The organism is Kutzneria kofuensis, assembly GCF_014203355.1.
Taxonomy (GTDB): Bacteria; Actinomycetota; Actinomycetes; order Mycobacteriales; family Pseudonocardiaceae; genus Kutzneria; species Kutzneria kofuensis.
In genome coordinates this window covers 7,700,390-7,721,677 of record NZ_JACHIR010000001.1, presented here as the reverse complement: position 1 = coordinate 7,721,677, position 21,288 = coordinate 7,700,390, and the positions used below count along the sequence as shown (strand labels likewise).

19 protein-coding genes are annotated in these 21,288 nt (G+C 70.0%); 15 read left to right on the top strand and 4 right to left on the bottom strand.

Features of this window, described 5'->3' with window-relative positions; all coding sequences use genetic code 11:
* The first annotated feature begins 7 nt into the window (after positions 1–7).
* From BJ998_RS35240 to BJ998_RS35225, 4 genes are all read left to right on the top strand, one after another.
* Positions 8–1,300, top strand: coding sequence for an MFS transporter (locus BJ998_RS35240; protein ID WP_221338228.1), 1,293 nt, complete (start codon positions 8–10; stop codon positions 1,298–1,300).
* Positions 1,297–2,721, top strand: a complete 1,425-nt coding sequence (locus BJ998_RS35235; RefSeq protein WP_312890474.1) for an aldehyde dehydrogenase — start codon at positions 1,297–1,299, stop codon at positions 2,719–2,721. The genes BJ998_RS35240 and BJ998_RS35235 overlap by 4 nt, the downstream gene beginning before the upstream one ends.
* 16 nt (positions 2,722–2,737) lie before the next feature.
* Positions 2,738–3,310, top strand: a complete 573-nt coding sequence (locus BJ998_RS35230; RefSeq protein ID WP_184867622.1) for a PadR family transcriptional regulator — start codon at positions 2,738–2,740, stop codon at positions 3,308–3,310.
* Positions 3,311–3,644: 334 nt separating this feature from the next.
* Complete coding sequence (locus BJ998_RS35225; protein ID WP_184867621.1) at positions 3,645–4,724, top strand: HNH endonuclease signature motif containing protein; 1,080 nt, start codon at positions 3,645–3,647, stop codon at positions 4,722–4,724.
* Positions 4,725–4,925: 201 nt separating this feature from the next.
* Here the strand turns inward: BJ998_RS35225 and BJ998_RS35220 are convergent, their stop codons facing one another.
* Positions 4,926–5,681 carry an IclR family transcriptional regulator gene (locus tag BJ998_RS35220; protein WP_184867620.1) on the bottom strand — a complete coding sequence of 252 codons (756 nt, stop codon included), beginning with the start codon at positions 5,679–5,681 and terminating at the stop codon, positions 4,926–4,928.
* A 40-nt stretch (positions 5,682–5,721) separates the two neighbouring features.
* On the opposite strand from BJ998_RS35220, the gene BJ998_RS35215 reads away from it, so the two are divergent.
* From BJ998_RS35215 to BJ998_RS35190, 6 genes are all read left to right on the top strand, one after another.
* Positions 5,722–6,519, top strand: coding sequence for a 2-keto-4-pentenoate hydratase (locus BJ998_RS35215; protein WP_246488717.1), 798 nt, complete (start codon positions 5,722–5,724; stop codon positions 6,517–6,519).
* Positions 6,516–7,463, top strand: coding sequence for an acetaldehyde dehydrogenase (acetylating) (locus BJ998_RS35210; RefSeq protein ID WP_184867618.1), 948 nt, complete (start codon positions 6,516–6,518; stop codon positions 7,461–7,463). Before BJ998_RS35215 ends, BJ998_RS35210 begins: the two co-directional genes overlap by 4 nt.
* The gene (gene dmpG, locus BJ998_RS35205; RefSeq protein ID WP_184867617.1) at positions 7,460–8,473 is read left to right on the top strand and encodes a 4-hydroxy-2-oxovalerate aldolase; all 1,014 of its coding nucleotides are present in this window, start codon (positions 7,460–7,462) and stop codon (positions 8,471–8,473) included. The genes BJ998_RS35210 and dmpG overlap by 4 nt, the downstream gene beginning before the upstream one ends.
* Entirely contained in the window at positions 8,470–9,228 is a 759-nt protein-coding gene (locus tag BJ998_RS35200) for a 2-keto-4-pentenoate hydratase (protein WP_184867616.1), read from the top strand. Before dmpG ends, BJ998_RS35200 begins: the two co-directional genes overlap by 4 nt.
* A 40-nt stretch (positions 9,229–9,268) precedes the next feature.
* Entirely contained in the window at positions 9,269–10,168 is a 900-nt protein-coding gene (gene bla / locus BJ998_RS35195; RefSeq protein WP_184867615.1) for a class A beta-lactamase, read from the top strand.
* A 136-nt stretch (positions 10,169–10,304) separates the two neighbouring features.
* Entirely contained in the window at positions 10,305–11,534 is a 1,230-nt protein-coding gene (locus tag BJ998_RS35190; RefSeq protein WP_221338227.1) for a family 2 encapsulin nanocompartment cargo protein terpene cyclase, read from the top strand.
* An 88-nt stretch (positions 11,535–11,622) separates the two neighbouring features.
* Here BJ998_RS35190 and BJ998_RS35185 read toward each other — a convergent pair whose 3' ends face one another.
* From BJ998_RS35185 to BJ998_RS35175, 3 genes are all read right to left on the bottom strand, one after another.
* Positions 11,623–12,471 carry a geranyl diphosphate 2-C-methyltransferase gene (locus tag BJ998_RS35185; RefSeq protein WP_184867613.1) on the bottom strand — a complete coding sequence of 283 codons (849 nt, stop codon included), beginning with the start codon at positions 12,469–12,471 and terminating at the stop codon, positions 11,623–11,625.
* Between the two features lie 486 nt (positions 12,472–12,957).
* Positions 12,958–14,730, bottom strand: a complete 1,773-nt coding sequence (locus tag BJ998_RS35180; protein ID WP_184867612.1) for an HSP90 family protein — start codon at positions 14,728–14,730, stop codon at positions 12,958–12,960.
* 47 nt (positions 14,731–14,777) lie between these two features.
* Positions 14,778–15,335, bottom strand: coding sequence for a TetR/AcrR family transcriptional regulator (locus tag BJ998_RS35175; RefSeq protein ID WP_246488716.1), 558 nt, complete (start codon positions 15,333–15,335; stop codon positions 14,778–14,780).
* Between the two features lie 80 nt (positions 15,336–15,415).
* Here BJ998_RS35175 and BJ998_RS35170 point away from each other — a divergent pair, with 80 nt between their 5' ends.
* The 5 genes from BJ998_RS35170 (at position 15,416) to BJ998_RS35150 (ending at position 21,245) form a co-directional block, all read left to right on the top strand.
* A complete protein-coding gene (locus BJ998_RS35170) occupies positions 15,416–16,543 on the top strand; it encodes an FAD-dependent oxidoreductase (RefSeq protein WP_184867610.1) in 1,128 nt (375 codons plus the stop codon).
* A 1-nt stretch (position 16,544) separates the two neighbouring features.
* Positions 16,545–17,246: an SDR family NAD(P)-dependent oxidoreductase gene (locus BJ998_RS35165; RefSeq protein WP_184867609.1), complete on the top strand. Its 702-nt coding sequence runs from the start codon at positions 16,545–16,547 to the stop codon at positions 17,244–17,246.
* 21 nt (positions 17,247–17,267) lie between these two features.
* Positions 17,268–18,386 carry a glycosyltransferase family 2 protein gene (locus BJ998_RS35160; protein ID WP_184867608.1) on the top strand — a complete coding sequence of 373 codons (1,119 nt, stop codon included), beginning with the start codon at positions 17,268–17,270 and terminating at the stop codon, positions 18,384–18,386.
* 68 nt (positions 18,387–18,454) lie between these two features.
* Positions 18,455–20,116 (top strand): acetolactate synthase large subunit, encoded by a 1,662-nt coding sequence (locus tag BJ998_RS35155; RefSeq protein WP_184867607.1) that lies wholly within the window; start codon positions 18,455–18,457, stop codon positions 20,114–20,116.
* Between the two features lie 238 nt (positions 20,117–20,354).
* The gene (locus tag BJ998_RS35150; RefSeq protein WP_184867606.1) at positions 20,355–21,245 is read left to right on the top strand and encodes an ABC transporter substrate-binding protein; all 891 of its coding nucleotides are present in this window, start codon (positions 20,355–20,357) and stop codon (positions 21,243–21,245) included.
* Positions 21,246–21,288 lie beyond the last annotated feature (43 nt).

Below are 21,288 nucleotides of genomic sequence, written 5' to 3'. Positions count from 1 at the left end.
CCCGGCCATGCCGAACACGATTTCCCGCGGCGCGTTATGGAGCGTCGTGGCCCTGTGCGCCTTCGCCGTCACCTTCGACGGCTACGACCTCGTCGTCTACGGCACGACCGTGCCGTCCCTGCTGGCTGACTGGCACATCGGCCCCGCGCAGGCGGGCACCATCGGCAGCTACGCGCTGATCGGCATGCTCATCGGCGCGCTGCTGGTGGGCACGGTGACCGACCTGATCGGCCGCCGTCGGATCCTCGTGCTGTGCATGGTGTGGTTCTCCGCCTGCACGGCGCTGTGCGCGATCGCCCCGAACGCGGAAGTGTTCGGGCTGTTGAGGTTCGTGGCCGGGATCGGGCTCGGCGGCCTGATGCCCACCGCGGCCGCGCTGGTGGTCGAGTACGCGCCGGCCGGTAAGCACAACCTGACGTACGCGCTGATGCAGTCCGGCTACGCGGTCGGCGGCATCCTCGCCTCCGCGCTGGCGATCCCGGTGATTCCCGCGCTGGGCTGGAAGGTCATGTACCTCATCGGAGCCGTCCCGGTGCTGGCGGTGCCGATCGCGCTGCGCTGGCTGCCGGAGTCGTTGGAATACCTGGTGTTGCGCGGGCGGGTCGACGATGCCGCCGCGTTGGCTTCGCGGCTCGGCGTCGAGGTTCCGGTGATCTCCGTGCCGGAGAAGCGGAGCTGGCTCGCCGGCCTGCGCGAGCTGGCCGCCCCCGGCTTCCGGGTCGGCACCATCCTGTTGTGGCTGGCCAGCTTCAGCTCGCTGCTGATGGTGTACGGGATGAACACGTGGCTGCCGCAGATCATGCGCCAGGCCGACTTCCCGCTGGGCTCGGCACTGAGCTTCCTGCTGGTGTTCAACCTCGGCTCCGTCATCGGCTCGGTGATCGGCGGCCGGGCGGCCGACATCCTCGGCTCCAAGCCGGTCGTCGCCGTGTCGTTCCTGCTTGCCGTGCTGGGCATCGCACTGCTGGCCACGCGACCGTCCACAGTGGTCATCTACGTGCTGTCCGGGATCGCCGGCTACGGCACCATCGGCACCACCAACCTGCTCAACGTGTTCGTCACCCGCTACTATCCGCCCACGTCCCGCGCCACCGGCATCGGCTGGTCGCTCGGCGTCGGCCGGCTCGGCGCCATCCTCGGCCCCGTGCTCGGCGGCCTCGTCCTCGCCTCCGGCGCGAGCTACGTGTGGAACTTCTACCTCTTCGCCGCCGTGGCGATCATCGGTCTCGCCGCCACGGGACTCGTGCCGGTCGCCCGCCGGGAACCCGTCGCCGTCCAACTGAGGGAGCAGACATCGTGAAGATCCGACACATCATCGGCGGCGCGGAAACCGACTCCGCCGACGGCGCGACGTACGACGACATCGACCCGTACACGCGGCAGAGCTACGCCACGGTCGCCCGCGCGTCGGCGGCGGACGTGGACCTGGCGGTGGCCGCGGCGCGCAAGGCTTTCGACGAAGGCCCGTGGCCCCGCATGGGTTTCGCCGAGCGCGGCCGGCTGCTGCACAAGTTCGCCGACCTGATGGAGGAGCACGCGGCGGAGCTCGGCGAGGCCGAGGGCCGGGACATGGGCAAGCCCATCGCGGCGGCCGCCTCGCATGACGTGCCGCGCTCGGCGCAGAACTTCCGGTTCTTCGCGGACCACGCCCGGTTGGCGGTGGCCGAGGCGTTGCCGTCCGACATCGGCATGCACACGTACACCAGGTACGAGTCGGCCGGCGTGGTGGCGGCGATCTCCCCGTGGAACTTCCCGCTGATGCTGGCGACGTGGAAGATCGCCCCGGCGCTGGCGTGGGGCAACACCGTGGTCCTGAAGCCGGCGGAGGACACCCCGCACTCGGCGACGATCATCAGCCGGCTGGCGCTGGAGGCGGGCATTCCCGAGGGGGTGCTGAACGTGGTCCTCGGCTTCGGCGACGCGGGCGCGGTACTGACGCGGGACCCGCGCGTCGACCGGATCACGTTCACGGGCTCCTCCGTGACAGGTCGGGCGATCGCGGCGGCGGGCGCGGCGAACCTGACGCCGGTGAGCCTGGAACTGGGCGGCAAGGGGTCGAACCTCGTGTTCGACGACGCGAACCTCGACGTGGCCGTGGACTGGTCGATCCGGGCGGCGTTCAGCAACACGGGTCAGGTGTGCCTCGCGGGTTCCCGGCTGTACGTGCAGCAGGGCGTGTACGACGAGTTCCTGTCGCGGTTCGTGACGGCGGCGGAGGCGATGGTGCTGGGCGATCCGTCGGACCCGTCGACCTCGATCGGCCCGCTCGCGTCCGAGAAGCACTACGCGAAAGTCGTCTCGTACCTGGAACCGGAGAAGACCGGTGGGGCGACCGTCGTGACCGGTGGGCTGGGCGAGGACTGGTTCGTGCGGCCGACGGTGCTGACGGAGGTGCCGGCCGATGCGCCGGTGCAGCGGGAGGAAGTGTTCGGGCCGGTCGTGACGGTGACGCCGTTCGAAACCGAGGACGAGGGTGTTCGGCTGGCGAATGACACTCCGTACGGGCTGTCGGCGATGGTGTTCAGCGACGGGCTGCACCGGGCGCACCGGGTGGCGGGCGCGCTGCGCAGCGGGAACGTGTGGGTCAACTGCTTCTTCGTGCGCGACCTGCGGGCACCGTTCGGCGGGGTCGGCGACTCGGGGCTGGGGCGGGAGGGCGGGACGTTCAGCCGGGAGTTCTTCACCGAGCCGAAGACCGTGAGCATGCGGATCGACGGCTGACCGTTAGTATCGGATCATGTCCCTACAGCATGCCTTGTTGGGGGTGCTGGAGGCACGCCCCATGTCCGGCTACGACCTGGTTCGGTTCTTCGACGGGTCCACCGGGTGGATCTGGGCGGCGCCGCAGAGCCAGATCTATCCGATGCTTCGTCGCATGGAGCAGGCCGGGTTGATCGCCGGTGACGAGGAGGCTCGTGGGCCGCGGCTGACCCGGACCGTGTACTCGGTGACGGAGAAGGGGCACCGTGAGCTGACGTCGTGGCTCGGCGTGGCGCACGACGCCGCGCCGCCGCGGGACCCGTTCATGGTGCAGGCGTTGAACTTCGACATGATCCCGGCGGGTGAGGCCGTGGAGGTGTTGGAGGCGTTCATCGCCGAGCAGGAGAAGGCGGCCGCGGAGGCGGAGGCGCACCGGGATCGGTTGCTGCGCAAGGAAACGGCACTGCTGAAGGAGCGGCTGTCGCGGCGGGACCCCGAGGATCATGACCGGATCGCGCGGTTGAAGGCGCATGTGTTCGACGGGATCGCGGCGGTGGCTCGGACCAGGGTGGAGTGGGCGCGAAAGGGGCAGCGGTTGTTGGGGGAGTAGTTTTTTGGGGCTTTGCGGGTGGCGTTGGGTTGGCGGTGGGGGTCGCGTGGATTTTGTGTGGAGCCTCTGGACGATGGCCTCCGAGGGGCAATTCCGGGGCAGGCTCCGCCTGCCCCTCGCGCGGAGAGCTTAGGCCATCGTCCACCTCCACACAAAATCCACGCTCGGGTGTTCGGTGTCGCCGCCGAGGTGGCGGCCGGCGCGATTATGCATGAAACAATCACCCGTTAGTGATTCGAGTTCGATCATGCGTGCGAAGTATTCTGGAGACATGAAAGAACTCACCCGTGAACTAGAGAATCAGGAACCGAGTGGGGACCTGTTAGATGTGATCATGGGTGTGGACTGGGCCAGGATGGACACCGACCAACTGGTGACGGTGTCCATTCTCGCCCGGAAGATCAAAGCCTTTGCCGAGTGGGTCGAACTGGCGGCACTGCGCCGGATCGAGGACATCACCGAACTGGCCATGGCCCTCACCGAACCCGAGCAGACCGTGGCCCGGCGCAAGGAAGCCGCCACGGTGCTGGACACGCTGCCCCGCCTGGCCGAGCTGCTGCGGCGCGGCGAGCTCGACTTCCGCCGGCTCGACGCGGTGCGGGAACGGGTCCAACACCTCTCCCCCGACCTGGTCACCCAGGTCGAAGACGCCCTGGTCGGTGTGGCCGCCGGGTTGAACCGCACCCAACTGTGCCGCAAGACCACCGCCCTAGTCGCCCACGCCAACCCCGACGGCTACGAGCAGCGCTGCCACAAAGCCAGCAAGGACCGCCGCGTCGAGTTCGCCCCACTCCCCGACGGCATGGCCAAACTGACCTGGATCCTGCCCGCCACCGATGCCCACCTCGTGTTCCAACAACTCTGCAAAGACGCCCAGACCCTGCCCACCGACGACCGCACCACCGACCAGAAACGGTCCGACGCCCTCCTGGACCGGTTGCGGGGCGCGTCTCGGGACTGGAACGTCCGGACCTTCGTCACCCTCTCCATGGAAACCCTGATGGGCCTGACCAACGACCCCGGCCACCTCGCCGGCTACGGCCCCATCGCCGCCGACACCGCCCGAGGGTTGGCCATGCACGGCCCCTGGCGCGGCATCCTCCTCGACCAGTACCGCCACGCCACCGCCATCACCACCGACACCTACCGCCCCACCACGTTGATGAAGGAATTCGCCCACGTCCAGGCGGGCGGCACCTGCACTGCCCCCGGTTGCGTTAGCCCCATCCAGGAATACGACCACATCACCCCCTGGCCAGCCGGCAACACCGAACCCGCCAACCTCCAAGGCCTCTGCGCCTGGCACCACCACCGCAAACACGACAACTACACCGTCACCCGCGACCCTGACGGCACCTCACACTGGACCACCCCCACCGGCCGCCACTACACGACCCGCCCATTCAAATACTGACCCCGGTTCTTTGACAACTCCACAGCGACCGACAACCGCCAACCCACCACCCCCAACAATGCGCTTGGGCCGATTTTGTGTGGAGGTGGACGATGGCCTAAGCTCACCGCGCGAGGGGCAGGCGAAGCCTGCCCGGAAATGCCCCCCGTAGGCCATCGTCCAGAGGCTCCACACAAAATCGGCCCACCCACAAGCGAACCCTCACCCCCACTGCCGCGACAACATCAATGCCGTTGTCCGCAATGCCGGCACCACCCTCTCCAGCTGCATCCGGTTCACCCACCCCGACACCGACACCGCCGCAATCGCCTTCCCCACCGAGTCCACTACCGGACAGGCCGCGCACACCACTCCATTCGCCGATTCCTCGTACTCGTGCGCAACCCCCTCGGTCCGCACCTTCCGCAGTTCCCGCATCAGCACCCCTCGCATCACGACCGTCCGCGCCGTGACCCGTTCCAACGGCCGGGCCAGCACCGCCTCCCGCACGTCTTCCGACGCATGCGCCAGCAGCGCCTTCCCGACCGCTGTCGCATGAGCTGGCATCCGCCCCCCGATCCTCGACGGCACCGCCGGCGCCGCCCGGCTGGTCAGCTTGTCGAGGTACACCACGTCCGGCGCCTCCAGCACGGCGAGGTGCACCGTCTCCCCCGACGCCCGGTGCAGATCCTCCAAGAACGGCCGCGCGGCATCCCGCAGCCCCCGCTGCCGTGGCACCAGCTGCCCCAGCTCGAAAACTCTCAGCCCGAGCCGCAGCCCGCCCTCCCCCGGCTCCAGCAACCCGAGTTCCACCAGCTGCCCCGCGAGCCGGTGCGCGGTCGGCTTCGCGACCCCGGCGCGACGGGCCAGTTCGGACAGTGTTACGCACCGGTCGTCGTCCTGCCGGAAGGCCGACAGCAGCGAAACCGCCCTGCCCAGCACCGAATTCCGGCCGTCGTCTCGCTGAGTGGAACGCATGGCTGGCATCGTGCCACGCCGAACCGCCATCGTCGACCTCGTGACCCCCCAGATCCAGCAAGCCGCCGACCGGCTTCAGGAAGCCATCGACACCGGCAAGCCCTGTGCCCCGGTGCGCGACCTGATCGGCGAGCACGACATCGACGCCGCCTACGAGGTGCAGGAAACGCTGACCGCGAACCGGCTCGCCGCCGGCGCCCGCGTCGCCGGCCGCAAGATCGGTCTCACCTCGGATTCGGTACGCAGCCAGTTCGGCGTGTTCCAGCCGGATTTCGGCACGCTGTTCGCGGACATGGGTTACGCCACCGGCGAACCCGTCCCGTTGAGCCGACTGCTCCAGCCCCGCGTCGAGGCGGAGATCGCGTTCGTGCTCGAGAACGACATCGACCTTCCCGACGCGTCCGTCACGGACGTGTTGCGCGCCACCGACTTCGTCGTCGCCGCCATCGAGATCGTGGATTCCCGCGTGGACAACTGGGACATCCGCATCGCCGACACGGTGGCCGACAACGCCTCCAGCGGCCTCTACACCCTCGGCTGCACGCCGCATTCCCTCAACGGCCTGGATCTCGCGCAGGTCGGCATGGTGCTCGAGCACGAGGGCGAGCCGGTTTCCGTCGGCTCCGGCCCGGCCTGCATGGCCAACCCGGTGGTCGCGGTGGCCTGGCTGGCCCGGGAAGTCGCCCGCCGCGGCAACCCCCTCAAGGCCGGCGAGGTTGTCCTGTCGGGCGCGCTGGGCCCGATGGTCAAGGTGACGGCCCCGGGCGTGTTCACCGCGCGGCTCGATGGTCTGGGCGAGGTCCAGGCCGTGTTCACTGCCGACGGAGGTGCGCGATGACCGTGGGTGCGGTCGTGATCGGTTCCGGCAACATCGGCACCGACATGATGTTCAAGATCAAGCGGCTGTCGCGGAACCTGCACGTCGCCGCGATGGCCGGCATCGACCCGAGTTCCGACGGCCTCGCCCGTGCCAAGCGGCTCGGCGTCGCCGTCACCGCGTCCGGTGTGGACGGTCTCGTCGCCATGCCGGAGTTCGCCGGGGCGCGCATCGTCTTCGACGCCACCTCCGCCGGGGCGCACAAGCACAACGCGGAAATCGCCGCCGCGCACGGCAAGCTGATGGTGGACCTGACGCCGGCCGCGATCGGCCCGTACGTGGTGCCGTCGGTGAACCTCGACGACAACCTGGGCGCCGACAACGTCAACATGGTCACCTGCGGCGGCCAGGCCACCATCCCGATCGTCGCCGCCGTCTCCCGCGTCACCCCCGTGGCGTACGCGGAGATCGTCGCCTCCATCTCCTCGAAGTCCGCCGGCCCCGGCACCCGCGCCAACATCGACGAGTTCACGGAGACGACGTCCGCCGCCATCCAGACCGTAGGTGGCGCCGCCAAGGGCAAGGCCGTGATCGTGCTCAACCCGGCCGAGCCGCCGCTTGTCATGCGGGACACCGTGTACTGCCTCATCGAGTCCGGCGACCAGGACGCGATCATCGAGTCCGTGCACACCATGGTCGCCGAGGTGCAGCAGTACGTGCCGGGCTACCGGCTGAAGCAGGACGTCCAGTTCGACCCGATCTCCGTGCCGTACCTGCCGGCGCTGGGCCGCGCCTTCGACGGCGTCAAGGTCTCCACCTTCCTGGAGGTCACCGGCGCCGGCCACTACCTGCCCGCCTACGCGGGCAACCTCGACATCATGACCTCGGCCGCGCTGCGGACCGGCGAGCGCATCGCCGAGCTGCGCGGCTGGCTGGCCGAGCCCGCGGTGGGGAGCATCGCATGACCAAGATCTACGTCCAGGACGTGACCCTGCGCGACGGCATGCATGCCATGGCGCACAACTACTCCGTCGAGCAGGTGCGGCAGATCGTCACCGCGCTGGACGCCGCCGGGGTGGCAGCGATCGAGGTGGCGCACGGCGACGGTCTCGGCGGTTCCAGCGCCAACTACGGGTTCGGCGCGCACACCGACGCCGAGTGGATCACCGCCGCCGCGGAGTCGGTGACGAACGCGAAGCTGACCACCCTGCTGCTGCCGGGCATCGGCACCATCGAGGATCTCAAGCACGCCAAGGACCTCGGCGTGACGAGCGTGCGGGTGGCGACGCACTGCACGGAGGCGGACATCGCCGCCCAGCACATCGGCTGGGCCCGGGAGAACGGCATGGACGTCGCCGGCTTCCTGATGATGAGCCACCTCAACGAGCCGGCGAAGCTGGCCGAGCAGGCCAAGCTGATGGAATCCTACGGCGCGCACTGCGTGTACGTCACGGATTCCGGCGGCCGGCTGACCATGCGGGACGTCGCCGAGCGGGTCGACGCCTACAACCAGGTTCTCGAGCCCGGCACGCAGATCGGCATCCACGCGCACGAGAACCTGTCGCTGTCGGTGGCCAACAGCGTGACCGCCGTCGAGCACGGCGTGTACCGGGTCGACGTCGCGCTCGCCGGGCAGGGTGCCGGTGCGGGCAACTGCCCGGCCGAGGCGTTCATCGCCGTCTCGGATCTGCTCGGCTGGAAGCACGGCTGCGACCTGTTCGCGCTGCAGGACGCGGCGGAGGACCTGGTGCGCCCGCTGCAGAACCGGCCGGTCCGGGTCGACCGGGAGACGCTGACCCTGGGCTACGCCGGCGTGTACTCCAGCTTCCTGCTGCACGCCGAGCGGGCCGCGAAGCGGTACGGGCTGGACACGCGGGAGATCCTGGTGGAGTTGGGCAAGCGCCGGATGGTCGGCGGGCAGGAGGACATGATCGTGGACGTTGCGCTCGACCTGGCCGGGAAGGTGGCGTCGTGACGATCTCGGTGGCGCCGCTCGCGGTCCAGCTCCACGACGCCCAGCGCAACGCGGAGGCCATTCCCCAGCTGCCGGACGGGATTTCGATCGACGAGGCGTATGCCATCCAGCACGCCGTGCTGGACCAGCGGTTCGCCGCCGGGGAACGGCTCGTCGGCACCAAGCTCGGCTTCACCAGCCGGGCGAAGATGGCACAGATGGGCGTCTCCGACATCATCGTCGGCCAGCTCACCGACGCCATGCGCGTCGAGGACGGCGGCGAGGTCCGACTGTCCACTTTGGTGCATCCCCGCGTCGAGCCGGAGATCGTGTTCCGCCTCGGTCGGGACGTCGATCCTACGGATCCGTTGGCGGACATCGTGTCCGCTGTCGACGCCGTCGCCCCCGCCGTCGAGGTCATCGACTCCCGGTACCGGGACTTCAAGTTCAACCTCGCCGACGTGATCGCCGACAACACCTCCGGCGGCATGTTCGCGATCGGCGGTTGGCTGCCCGTCGGCGACATCGGCAACCGTGCCGTGCGCCTCAGCGTCGACGGCCGGGACGCGCAGTTCGGTTCCACCGCCGCGATCCTCGGCCATCCGTACCGGGCGTTGCGGCAGCTCGTCGGCATCGCCGCCAAGCAGGGCTTTCCGCTGCGCGCCGGGCACGTCATCCTGGCCGGCGCCGCCACCGCGGCCGTGCCCTTCGGGCCTTCGGTCGTCCGGGTCGAGGTCGCCGGACTGGGCAGCGTCACCGTTCGGGGCGTCGCCTGATCACCACGGTAGGGTGATCCTCCTACGCCTTGGGGGTCTCATGCCGTTGCCTCGCCGCACGCTGCTGGTCGGCGGGCTCGCCGTCGCGCTCGCCGGCTGCAGCACCACTCCGACGACCACTCCCCCGTCGACCACGTCGTCGGCGCCGATGCCGCCGGACCCCGATCTGGCCGCACTGGAACGGAAGTTCGGCGGCCGGCTCGGGTTCTACGCGCTCGACACCGGCAGCGGACAGTCCGTCGCCCATCGTGCGGACGAGCGGTTCCTGATGTGCTCCACGCACAAGGTGCTCGTCGTCGCCGCGATTCTCGCCCTGCGCCAGCAGCAGCCCGGGCTGCTCGACCGGGTCATCCACTACGACAAGTCGCAGGTGCTTGAGTACGCACCGATCACCTCGCAGCACACCAGCATGACGGTCTCCGAATTGTGCGAGGCCACGCTGAAGGTCAGCGACAACACGGCGGACAACCTGCTCATCAACTTGCTCCAGGGGCCGCCCGCCGTGACGGCGTTCGCGCGCACCCTCGGCGACAACACCACCCGCCTCGACCGGCTCGAACCCGACCTCAACGTCGGCGCCCCCGGCGACGAGCGCGACACCACCAAGCCGCCGGTGTTCGCTTCCGACCTGCACGAGGTCACCCTCGGCGAGGGCCTCGACGCCGCCGGCCGGGACCTGCTCGTGAACTGGATGAAGGCCAGCACCACCGGCCTCGACCTGGTCCGCGGCGGTGTGCCCAAGGGCTGGGTCGCAGCGGACAAATCCGGCAGCGGTTCCCACGGCGAGGTCAACGATGTGGCCGTCGTCTGGCCGCCCGACCACGCCCCGCTCGTCTTCACGGCTTTCACCGCGCCGACCGATCCCAAGTCCACCGCCGGCCGTGCCACCATCGCCTCCGCAACCGCCATCGCGGTGAAGAAGTTGGTGCCCGGCACGTGACACGAGTCGCCGGTGTGCGTCGATTTCGTTGGAGCACCGCACTTCTGGCGGTATCCACCCCTGCTACCCGTAGCACGTCCGAGTGGACTTCCCGGTACCGGGCCACGGGTTGTGGCTTACTGGCAGCATGTCCCTGATGTCTCGGCTTCTTGCCCCGACTGTGTCCGGAGACCCGGCCGAGCTGGCCGCGGCGGTGCTGGCCGACATGCGGACCGCGCCGGTCGGGGAGCTGTCGGCGCTGCTCGCCGACCGCGCGGACCGGCCGGACCCGCCGGCCCCGAGCCTGCTGTTCCCCACCGACCAGCCGTCCACGCTGGGCATGGCGGCGGCGCGGCTGCCGCTGCTGCTGGCGGACCGGCCGAAGGAGCCGGCGCCGCTGCCGCCGGAACCGGCCGTGGACGACGACTCCGACGAGGTGCCCGAGCTGTTCTGCCCCGGCCCGGTGCGTGACAACCCGGCGCTCGGCGAGGAGGTCAACGAGCGCATGGTGCAGTGGGCCGGCGAGGTCGGCATCTACGATGGCCGGCTGGACCACCTGCGGTCCTGCGGCTTCGGCCGGCTGATCATGCTGACGCATCCCGGCACGGACGACGCGGACCGGCTGCTGGCGGCGGCCAAGGTGGTGGTCGCGGAGTGGGCGTCCGACGACTACTACCTGGACGAGGAGGAGATGGGCGCGGATCCCGCGATGACCGCGGCCCGCTTCGGCGTCCTGTACGGCGTGGTGGACCCGGTGACGCTGCCGCGGCGCTACCGGCACGAGCTGGACCGGTTCATCAAGGAGGAGCCGATCGCGCTGGCCTTCCGCACCGGCATGGAGCACCTGGCCAAGTACACCACCACCGCCCAGATGGGCCGGTTCCAGCACCAGATGGCGATCCTGTTCCAGGCGCTGGACCAGAACGCCAGCTGGCGGCACACCGGCCGGCGGCCCGCGGTGTGGGAGTACTACATGCACCGCTACCACAACAGCTATCTGCCGCCGATGATCCTGGTCGACGCGATCGCCGGCTACGAGCTGCCGGCGCAGGAGTTCTACCACCCGCGGCTGCGCCGCGCGTTCGCCATGGCCGGCATGGCCGCGGTGCTGCTGAACGACCTGCACTCGATGGACAAGGAAGCCGACGACGACATCAGCCTGCCGATCGCGCTGATGGAGGAGGAAGGCCTGTCCCGGGAGCAGGCGGTCAAGCGCACGGTGGAGATCCACAACGAGCTGATGCACGGCTTCGTGACCGAGGCGGCGGGCATGTACCTGGAGGGAACGCCGATGCTGCAACGGTTCCTGGCCGACACGTGGGCGTGGTGTGGCGGCAGCCGCGAATGGCACGCCACCAGCAAGCGGTACCACAAGCAAGAGTCCTGAGCGGACCGAAGAGGCCCCGCACCCTACGGGTGCGGGGCCTCGACGCTGTTCCGCGCCCCCGGGGCACGGGCCTCGATTCCCTTGCGGGCTAGGCGATCCGGTCGGCGGCGATGAGCAGGTAGTGGAAGCTGCCCTCCCGGTAGGCCGTCAGGAACGGACCCTCGATGCCGGTGGCCACCGAGGAACGCTGGCGCAGTTCCCAGTACGGAATGGTGTCCGCGGTCAGGTCGATGACGGCGATCGGCGCGAGCTTGTTGGCGGCCATGGCCTTGAAGTACTCGCTGCGCGGGTGGATGTTGCACGTGTAGTGCTGGTCGATCTGACTGACGGCCTTGGACCGCCCGCCGGTCACGTCGTTGTAGCAGCCGGTGATGGTGACGTAGCGGCCGCCGATCTCCAGCTGCCGCGAGTGCTCGGCGAACAGCTGGTGCAGGTCGACGTACATGGTGCTCTCGTTGTTCCAGATGGCCTTGCGGCTGCCGTCCTCGAAGCCGGTGTCGAGCATGTTGCGGAAGTGGTACCGCACCTTGTCCGACACGCCGCGGCGGCGGGCCTGCTCGTTGGCGAACTCCATCTGCGCCTCGGAGATGGTGACGCCGTCGGCGTAGCAGCCGAACCTCAGGTTGGCCATGATGCTGGTGCCGCCGCGCCCGCAGCCGGCGTCCAGCACGGCGTCCTCCGGGCCGACGTTGCCCAGGTGGTCGAGCAGCACATCGGCCTGCGCGGTCTCCAGCCGGTGCATCTCCGCGATCACGGCCTCGTCCGGCCCGTCCAGCACGGCCGGGTCGTAGGCCCCCAGGCCGTAGTGGTGGTGGTAGAGGCCGTCGACGTCACCGAGCCGCAGGTTGACCGGATCCTTCTCGTTGTTCCAGTACTCAGCGACGGAACGCTGGTAGTCGCTGCGGAGGACCGGCCGTGCGCGGTGGGTTGTCGTCATGCGCGAACTCCTTCAACCGTGCGGACGTGCGCCATCGATCGTCGGTGGCAGAAGAGAACTTCCCGGCGTCGGGTCTGGTGTCGACGTCAGCGGGACCGTGCGGTGGCCGGCCGGCCCAGCCGAGGCTAGCACCGGATTTCCGCGCCTCCACAGTCCCTCAACAGGGTGGTGTGCCAGGGGTTTGGCGTGGACACGCGCTGCGTAGAACTCGTTGCTCCGTGCGGGTGATGCCACCTAGCCCGGACGTGCCGGAACCGATGAGCGTTGCGCCAAAAGGGAAATCTCACGTCCGCATGCGACTGGTCCGATCAGTGTGTTGCCCGGTAAGGGAAACAGCCGCGTCGCACCAATGGACCAAGGGCCACTCCGGACCGAAAAACCGCGCGCTTCACTCTGACGGCGGTGCTGTCGAGCGACGGCGATCAGGCCGGCACTCGTACCGATCGCCGAGCCGAAGACAGCCTGTCATCCCATGACTGCCATCGGTCATCCTCGATCCTCGACGAAGTCGAGAACCACCTCGTCGAGCAGGCTGAACTCGCGGTCGCGCAGCGGATGGTGGCCGAGCAGCAGCGCCTGCACGTAGAGCAGCTCGACGGCCCGACGGACCCGCATGATGCGCCCCTGCCGAGCCTGCCGGGCCAGCTCCCGCACGGCTGCATTGGCGAAGTTCAGGCACAAGTGGGAGGCGGGGCCCAAGGCCACCGGACCATCCACAATGGATTGGGCGCGGCCGAGTTGCCGACGGGACCGACACCCCTCGGGGGCGACGAGCGTGGCGTGCATCTGGGTCGGTGCGAACGCCCGCACCTGGACGCCGACGCCGTGCCGCCAGAGCGCGCTCTCCGCGAGCCGGACCAGGTCGGCGACCTCGGCCTGTTCGGCCACGGACAGGTCGGTGAACGAGTCGACGACCTCGGTCGGGTCCAGTTCGACGATCTTGCGCTCCGGGCGCAGCAGGGCCAGCCGGTCCAGCAGGGTCGACACGTTGGCCGGCCCGCCGTTGACCACGCACCGGCCCTGGGCTGCGGCGATCGGCGCCACGCGGCGGAAGTCGTCGCAGCGGCGCACGAAGCGCAGCTCCCCGAACCGGCGGGCGTGCTCGCCCAGCGTCATCCGCCCCAGCGAGGTGTCGACCGGCAGCCAGTCCGCGAACAGCAGCAGGCACTGTTCGTCGTGCACGGCCAGCGCCGAGATGCCGGCATGGTGCATGGCGACGACGCCGGCCAGCCGGCTGGGCCACAACCGCGCCAGATCCGTGAGGTGGTCCCGGATGCACCGGCCCAACTGCTCGCGGACCGCGTCCAACCGCGCGTCCTCGACGAACCCGTCACGGGCGGCGTTGGGGCGCAGGTCGTCGGCGTCGATCACGCACCGGACGAAGAACGCCCAGTCCGGCAGCAACCGGTCGGCCGACTCGGACAGCAGCATGCGCCGTAGGTACACGCGGTGGTCCTGGCGCGCGGCGGGACTCGGCTCGTACGGCAACACGAACGCCAACCCGCGGACGCCGTCGGCATGCAGCGGGATCGCGTCCAGCGGGTCGAGGTCGAGCACGCGGCGGGCGTACGAGAGAGCGTTCTCCCGCTCCTGCTCCTGGGTCAGCGCCGGCAGTTCCCACGGCGGCGGCTCGTCGTTGACCCGGGTCGATCCCAGCCGAACCGGCAGCGGCAGCAGGCCGCCGTAGCGGTGGGTCAGCCGCAGCACATGGCCGCGGCTGAGCCGATGCTCGGAGCCGGGCCGGGCCCGCAGGTGCACCCGGGTGCCGGCCGGGAGATCGCTCTCCACCGGCGTGATGTCGTACGTGCCGTCGGCGCGCCCCTGCCAGCGCAGCGCCCGGGCGTCCGGGTCCTTCGCCGACCGCGTCACCACGGTGATCTCGTCAGCGACGAGGAAGCACGCGAGCAGGCCGATGCCGAACTGGCCGATGTAGTCCCGGTGTCGCGACAGCTCACCCCGCTTGGAACTGCGACCGATGGTCGCCAGCAGCTCCACCAGCTCGGTGCCGGTCAGGCCGATGCCGTTGTCGGTGACGATCACCTCCGGCGGCCCGTCGCCGGGCTCCACCACGTCGATCTCGACAGCGCCGGCAACGCCCGGCTCGAACCGCCTGCGGGCCGCGACGGCGTCCACCGCGTTCTGCAGCAGCTCCCGGATGTATACGTCCGGGCTGCGGTAGAGGTGCCGGGACAGCAGGGCGACCAGGCCGCGCAGATCCACCTGGAACGTTCCGGGCATGGTCGGGTTCGCGGGACGCACGCGGCGATTCTGGGGTGGCGGACCACCCCCTAACATCGGTGAAACCCCTAACCTTCGACGAGGCCGGGCGCCTGCCGCAGCCAGTCGGCCAGCCCGCCGGGGTTGTCGCGCAGCTCAGGGGACGTCGTCGTGCGGACGATGCCGACCAGCTGGATGGCGCGCAGCCGCATGGCCGGCGTCGCGGGGCCGCCGGCCTCGGCGGCCAGCTGATCGACGACGCGGTCCTCGAACTCCGCCCACATCCGCAGCAGGCCGGAGCGCAGCGCGGGCGACTCGCCGTAGGCGCGGTGGTAGCTCTCCAGCCCGCCGCCCCCGCTCTCGCCGGCGGCCTCGGCCAGCACGTCCGCGACGACCTGGGCGTGTGAAACGCCGTCGGGACGGGCGGCGAGTGCGGCGACCAGGCGGTCGAGCAGTTCGGTGTCGGCGAAGACCAGGTCCTCCTTGGACCGGAAGTAGACGAAGAGGGTCTTCACCGAGACGTTCGCCGCGTCGGCGATCTCCGCGACCGTCACCTCGTCGTAGCCGCGCTCGGCGAACAGCCGCTCGGCGGCGTCCCGGATGGCCCGCCGGGTGATCGCCTTCTTGCGCTCGCGCAGCGACTCCATGACCGACATCATACCTCCTTGACTCACTAAGGTGAGTCACTTACTTTTTAAAGCGAGTTACCAAACAGGAGGAGGACACCATGTCCGACATCGCGGTCCTCGGCGCCGGACCGGCCGGCCTGGCCACCGCACGGCTGCTGCACCTGCGGGGAATCGCCTGCACCGTGTACGAACGGGACGCCGACCAACACGCCCGCACCCAGGGCGGGTCGCTGGACCTGGGCGCGGAGAGCGGTCTCCGAGCGATCAACGCCTGCGGGCTGACCGAGCGGTTCGACCGCTACGCACGGCCCCAGGGCCAGCACACCAACTACTTCGACCAGCACGGCACGCTGCTGCTGGAGACGGACGCCAAGGACGAGGGCGAGGCGAGGCCGGAGATCGACCGGCTCGAACTGCGGACGATGCTGTTGGACTCGCTCCCCGCTGGAACCGTGCGCTGGGGCTGCGAGGCCACCGAGCTGGCACGGGCCGGCAACCGCTGGCGGATAGCGCTCTCCGACGGCTCCCATGTCGATGCCGACCTGGTGATCGGCGCGGACGGCATCAACTCGCGGACCCGGCCGCTGGTCACGGATGTGCCGCCGGCCTATACCGGCGTGACGCTGATCGCCGGCGAGATCACCGAGCCGAAACCCGACTCGTACGCCGCCGAGCTGGTCGGCGACGGCGCCGGCTTGGCGTTCGCTCCTGATCAGGCGTTTCTTCTGCAGCGCAGCGGCAACGGCTCGATCCAGGTGTACTACACCCAGCGCCGGGCCGAGGACCCGCGCCGCGCCGTCGGCACCGTCCTGCACGACCCGGCGTTCATCCGCGCCGAGCTGGACCGGGAACTGGCCCAGTGGTCGCCGAAGATGCGGGGAATCCTCGATGAGGTGGAGACGCCGTTCATCTGGTGGCCGCTGTACGTGGTGCCGGCCCGGCAGACCTGGCGTGAACACTCCGGCGTGACGTTGGTCGGCGACGCCGCGCACGTGATGCCGCCGTACTCCGGGCAGGGCGTGAACATGGGACTGCTGGACGCACTGGAACTGGTTGGAGCCCTCTGCGAGCACGCGGACGTGGACGACGCGATCGCCGCGTACGAGAAGTCCATGCTGGCCCGGATGGAGCCGGTCGTGGGCGCCACGACGACGTACGAGGGCCTTGTGCTGAACCCGGACGGCCCGCAGGCGCTGCTGGACCTCGCGCGGACCGGGGGTCGCTGACGTGACAACGCTCTCCGACAAGACCGCCGTGATCACCGGCGGCTCCAGTGGCATCGGCCTGGCCGCCGCGCGGCTGTTCGCCGACGAGGGGGCGACGGTCGTGGTCGTCGGGCGCGACGAGGACCGCTTGCGCCACACCGGTTTCGACTACGTCGTCGCCGATCTCTCCCATGGCGCGGCGGATCTCGCCTCGGGGCTGGCCGGCCGCACGATCGACGTGCTGTTCTGCAACGCCGGGGCGTCGAACGCGCCGGAGGTGTTCGACACCGACGAGAGCGGCTTCGACGCCGTCATCGACGTGAACCTGAAGAGCGTGTTCTTCACCGTGACCGAATGCTTCGACCTGCTGGCCGACGGCGCGTCGGTGATCCTCACGTCCTCGGTGGGCTTTCATCGCGGCTTCAACAGCGATCCGCTCTACAGCGCCGCCAAGGCCGGCGTGCGGACACTCGGCCGGGGTTTCGCCGCGCAGCCGGAGTTCCTGCGTCGCCGCATCCGCGTCAACACCATCAGCTACGGAGCCGTGGCGACGCCGATGACCGATCATCCGATGCTGCACGAATGGGCGGTCTCGAACGTTCCGATGGGGCGGGTCGCCGATCCCGCCGAGGCGGCCGCGCCGGCGTTGTTCCTCGCCGGAGCCGGGTCGACGTACATGACGGGTTCGGAGATCGCCGTGGATGGCGGCCTCACCCAGCTCTGACGGCTGTGGCAGCCTGGGGGCATGGGCAAGGGGGCGATTCTCGGTTCGGCGGCGTTGGCCGCACTCTCCACGATCCGTGCCGCGCGCACGGTGTCGACCTGGCGGATGGTCGAGCCGCTGCCGGACATGCCGGCCGAGGGCGGCAAGGTCAGCGTCGTGATCCCGGTGCGGGACGAGGAATCCACGATCGACGGGTGCCTGGCGTCGCTGCGCACGCAGCGGCACAGCGACCTGGAGATCGTCGTGGTCGACGACGCGTCGACGGACCGGACCGTGGAGATCGTGCAGGAGCACGTGGACGCCGATCCGCGGGTGCGGCTGATCCGGACCGACGGCCCGCCGCCCGGCTGGGCCGGCAAGGTGCACGCGATGTTCCAGGGCGTCGCCGAGACCAGCGGCGACTGGCTGCTTTTTGTCGACTCCGACACCGAGTCCGCCCCCGAACTGGTCGGCAAGCTGCTGGCCGCGGCCGCGCGGGACGAGGCCGACCTGATCACCACCCCGGGGCGGCCGACCGTGGCCAACAGCGGCTGGTGGCTGCTGCTGGCCCCGACGAACGTGCTGCTGTTCGAGAGCGCCAGCCCGGACGGCAGCCGGGGCAAGGCCGTCGGCATCGGGCACTGCATCCTGGTGCGGCGGACCGCGTACGACAAGGCCGGCGGTTGGAGAGCGCTCTCTGGCGAGCGGGCCGACGACGTCGCGTTCGCCACCGCCGTGCGCGACGCCGGCGGCCGGACCCGGCTCGTGGACGGCACGGAGTCGCTGACCTCGTCCGGGCTCGACTCGTTCGGCGCGGTCTGGCGGTCCCAGCGCAAGAGCATCGTCGCCGGCGGCGCGATGGTCGGCGGGCCGGCCCTCGGCGCCGCCGTGCTGGGCGCCGGCGGCCTGCTGCACATCGGCTACGGCCTCGTCCCCATGCTGCTGTCCCTGCGGGGCAAGGGCTTCACCCGCATCGCCGGGCTCGCCGCGTGGGCGGCCCAGTCCGCCGCGCACCGGTCGTACATGCGGGCCTGCCACATGTCGACGGCGACATCGGTGTTCGCCCCCGTCGCCAACGCCACCTTCGGCGTGCTGCTGCTGGACGCCGCCTGGCGCTCGATCCGCGGCGGCGACCTGTGGAAGGGCCGCGACATCCGCTAGCGCTTACCGAAGTGTGAAAGCGGGCTCACCTGCGCCTTCGGTGTGGACGGAAGTGGTAAGCCTGAGGTATGTCCGAGGAGCGTGACGGCCGGACGGCCGCCGATCTGATCGTGGAGTGTCTGCTGGCCGAGGGTGTCGAGGTGGTGTTCGGCATCCCGGGCGAGGAGAACATGCGGCTGACGAACGCGCTGGACGCCTCGCCGATCCGGTACGTGCTGACCAGGCACGAGCAGGCGGCGTCGTTCATGGCCGAGATGTACGGCCGGGTCACGGGCAAGGCGGGCGTGGTGTCGGCGACGCTGGGGCCGGGCGCGATCAACCTGCAGCTCGGTGTCGCCGACGCCACCACGAACTCGACGCCGCTGGTGGCGCTGTCCGCGCAGGTGGGGCAGTTCCGCGAGTACAAGGAATCGCACCAGTTCGTGGATCTGGTGAGCCTGTTCGCGCCGATCACGCAGTTCTCCGGCAGCGTGCCGTCCGCGGCGGCGGTGCCGGAGATGCTGCGCCGCGCGTTCAAGACGGCGCAGAGCGAGCGGCCGGGCGCGGTGTACCTGGCGGTGCCGGAGGACGTGGAGATCGAGGCCGCCGAGCCGGGGCTGAAGCCGTTGCCGCGCAACGTGGTGCATCCCGAGGCGCCGTCGGCGAGCCAGGTCGAACGCGCCGCCGCCATCCTGCGCGAGGCCCGCAATCCCGTGCTGCTGGCCGGTCACGGCGCCGCCCGCAACCACGCCAGCGCCGCACTGGCCCGGTTCGCCGAGCACACCGGCGTGGCCGTCGCGACCACGTTCCACGGCAAGGGGGTGCTGGCCGATGACCACCCGAACTCCATGGGCACCATCGGTTTCATGCGCCGGGACTACGCCAACTTCGGCTTCGACCAGGCCGATGTGATCGTCGCCGTCGGCTACGAGCTCCAGGAGTTCGACCCCGTCAAGATCAACCCGGACGGCGACAAGGAGATCATCCACATTCACCGGTTCCCGGCCGAGGTGGACGCGCACTACTCGGTGTCGGTGGGGATCGAGGGCGACATCAGCGCCTCCCTCGACGCCCTGCGCGAGGCCGTGCCGGCCCGGCCGCCGCACACCGGCGCCGCCAAGATCCGCGAGCTCGTCGCCGACGAGTTGTTCCGCGGGCAGCAGGACGACCGGTTCCCCATGTCGCCGCAGCGGATCGTCGCCGACACGCGCGCCGCCCTCGGCCGTGACGACATCGTCCTGGTCGACACCGGCGCGGTGAAGATGTGGATGGCCCGCCTGTACCCGACGTACGCGCCCAACACCTGCCTGATCTCCAACGGCTTGTCCACCATGGGTTTCGCCCTGCCGGGGGCGCTCGGCGTGCACCTCGCCCGTCCCGACCGGCGAGTGCTTGCGGTGACCGGCGACGGCTCGTTCCTGATGCACTCGCAGGAGATCGAGACCGCCGTCCGGGAGCACGTGCCGCTCACCGTCCTCGTGTGGGAGGACAGCGGTTACGGCCTGATCGAGTGGAAGATGCGGCTGGAGACCGGGACCGTGTCGAACGTCCGGTTCAACAACCCCGAGATCACCCAGTACGCCGCCAGCTTCGGCGCCACCGGATATCACGTGACCCAGGCCGACGAGTTGCTGCCCACCCTGCGCAAAGCGCTCGACGACGGCGGGGTGTCCATCGTCGTCGCGCCGGTCGACTACGCGGAGAACATCAGCCTCACCGATCGTCTGGGGCTGCTGACCGATCCGCTCTGAGCCACCGGCCGAAGCGGCTGCTCCAACGCCGTGACCAGCGTCGTCGCCCGCCGCGCCGTAAGAGCTCCGTCGACGGCGCGGTGGTTGTGGAACCGCACATCCGCCGAATCCGGGTGGAACTGGGCAAACATCCGGAATTGTTCGGCCACTGACCGCAATCGATTGCTCGCCTCACTCGACGGCAATACGCTATTGGTGAGCAATCGGTGGCGTGAACGATTGTGACGAGGTGGCGCTCGTGCGGGAGCTCAGGCTGGGCACGGTCAGCCCGTCGGCGTTGGTCGAGGTCGCGGCCAGGACCGGCGCGCTGGCGGACGCCGGCCTGCACGTCGTCGAGGTGCCCGCCAGCTCGTCCCGGCAGCAGTTCGCCGCGCTGCTCGACGGCGAACTCGACGCCGTCGTGACAAATCCGGACAACGTCGTCGCCTATCGCTGCGTGGCCGACAATCCGCTCGGGCGGCTCGGCGATGTGCGCATTCTCGCCGCGCTCGACCGCGGCCTCGGCCTGTCGCTGTTCGCCGCGCCCGGCGTCACCGATCTCCAGGACGGCACGCTCGGCGTCGATGTGCCCGGCTCCGGGTTTGCCTTCGTCGCGTACGAGCTGTTGCAGCGACTCGGCATTCGCTACGGCGTCACCGCGCTCGGCTCGACGCCTCGGCGAGCAACCGCTCTGCTGACCGGCGGCTGCACCATGACCGTGCTCAACGCCGGCAACGAGCTGCGCGCCGAACACCGCGGCGCCCGCCGGCTGGCGTCGGTCACCGACATCGGCCCGTACATCGGGGCCGTGCTCGCCGCCACCGGGGATTCGCTGCGCCGCAACGCTTTCGACCTCCGCAGCCTGGTCGGCGTGCTGCTGCGGACCGCCCGGGACATCGTGACCGGCCGCCGCCCCGAGCTGCTGCTGGCCGCCGTGCAGGACCGGCTCGCGTTCGACGAGTACCTGGCACGGCGGCACATCGCCGTGCTCACCAGCGACGGCACCGGCCTCACCCCGTACGGCCGGTTCCGCGACGCCGAGCTGAGGACCGTGCTGGAACTGCGGAACCGGCACACCAAGGCCGAGCTCGACGCGCGGACCGTGCTGGCGCACGGCCTGATCGACACCTCGCTCCTGCCGACGCACTGAGCGGGCGGCGGGGCCAGCGGTCAAGGGCCCGGCGCGCGCCGGG

Bases quoted from the DNA above. Each gene is read 5' to 3' on its own strand.
- dmpG (WP_184867617.1), top strand. From the start codon at position 7,460: ATGACCAAGATCTACGTCCAGGACGTGACCCTGCGCGACGGCATGCAT.
- BJ998_RS35175 (WP_246488716.1), bottom strand. From the start codon at position 15,335: ATGGAGTCGCTGCGCGAGCGCAAGAAGGCGATCACCCGGCGGGCCATC.
- bla (WP_184867615.1), top strand. From the start codon at position 9,269: ATGCCGTTGCCTCGCCGCACGCTGCTGGTCGGCGGGCTCGCCGTCGCG.
- BJ998_RS35160 (WP_184867608.1), top strand. From the start codon at position 17,268: ATGGGCAAGGGGGCGATTCTCGGTTCGGCGGCGTTGGCCGCACTCTCC.
- BJ998_RS35190 (WP_221338227.1), top strand. From the start codon at position 10,305: ATGTCTCGGCTTCTTGCCCCGACTGTGTCCGGAGACCCGGCCGAGCTG.
- BJ998_RS35230 (WP_184867622.1), top strand. From the start codon at position 2,738: ATGTCCCTACAGCATGCCTTGTTGGGGGTGCTGGAGGCACGCCCCATG.
- BJ998_RS35185 (WP_184867613.1), bottom strand. From the start codon at position 12,471: ATGACGACAACCCACCGCGCACGGCCGGTCCTCCGCAGCGACTACCAG.
- BJ998_RS35220 (WP_184867620.1), bottom strand. From the start codon at position 5,681: ATGCGTTCCACTCAGCGAGACGACGGCCGGAATTCGGTGCTGGGCAGG.
- BJ998_RS35225 (WP_184867621.1), top strand. From the start codon at position 3,645: ATGGGTGTGGACTGGGCCAGGATGGACACCGACCAACTGGTGACGGTG.
- BJ998_RS35240 (WP_221338228.1), top strand. From the start codon at position 8: ATGCCGAACACGATTTCCCGCGGCGCGTTATGGAGCGTCGTGGCCCTG.
- BJ998_RS35210 (WP_184867618.1), top strand. From the start codon at position 6,516: ATGACCGTGGGTGCGGTCGTGATCGGTTCCGGCAACATCGGCACCGAC.
- BJ998_RS35170 (WP_184867610.1), top strand. From the start codon at position 15,416: ATGTCCGACATCGCGGTCCTCGGCGCCGGACCGGCCGGCCTGGCCACC.
- BJ998_RS35155 (WP_184867607.1), top strand. From the start codon at position 18,455: ATGTCCGAGGAGCGTGACGGCCGGACGGCCGCCGATCTGATCGTGGAG.